This window comes from Cedecea sp. B1(4) (assembly GCF_059414925.1).
Window position 1 is genome coordinate 1 of record NZ_JCAHMZ010000163.1, and the last position, 315, is coordinate 315.

Annotated in this window: 1 protein-coding gene; it reads left to right on the top strand. The window is 69.2% G+C overall.

The window, feature by feature from the left end; all coding sequences use genetic code 11:
• Positions 1–315 (top strand): aconitase family protein (locus tag ACR6JA_RS22470; protein WP_494599646.1); only part of this gene is annotated, 315 nt, incomplete at both ends.

Consider the following 315-nt stretch of genomic DNA (forward strand, 5'->3'; position numbering starts at 1 on the left):
CCCGACATCGTCGGCGTCGAACTGACCGGCCGCGCCGGCCCCGGCATCACCGCCACCGACGTGGTGCTGACGCTGACCGAATTCCTGCGCAAGGAAAAGGTGGTCGGCGCCTATCTGGAGTTCTACGGCGAAGGCGCGGCCAGCCTGACGCTGGGCGACCGCGCCACCATCTCGAACATGGCGCCCGAGTACGGCGCCACCGCCGCGATGTTCGCCATCGACCAGCAGACCATCGACTACCTGCGCCTGACCGGCCGCGAGGACGAGCAGATCGCGCTGGTGGAAAACTACGCCAGGACCGCCGGCCTGTGGGCC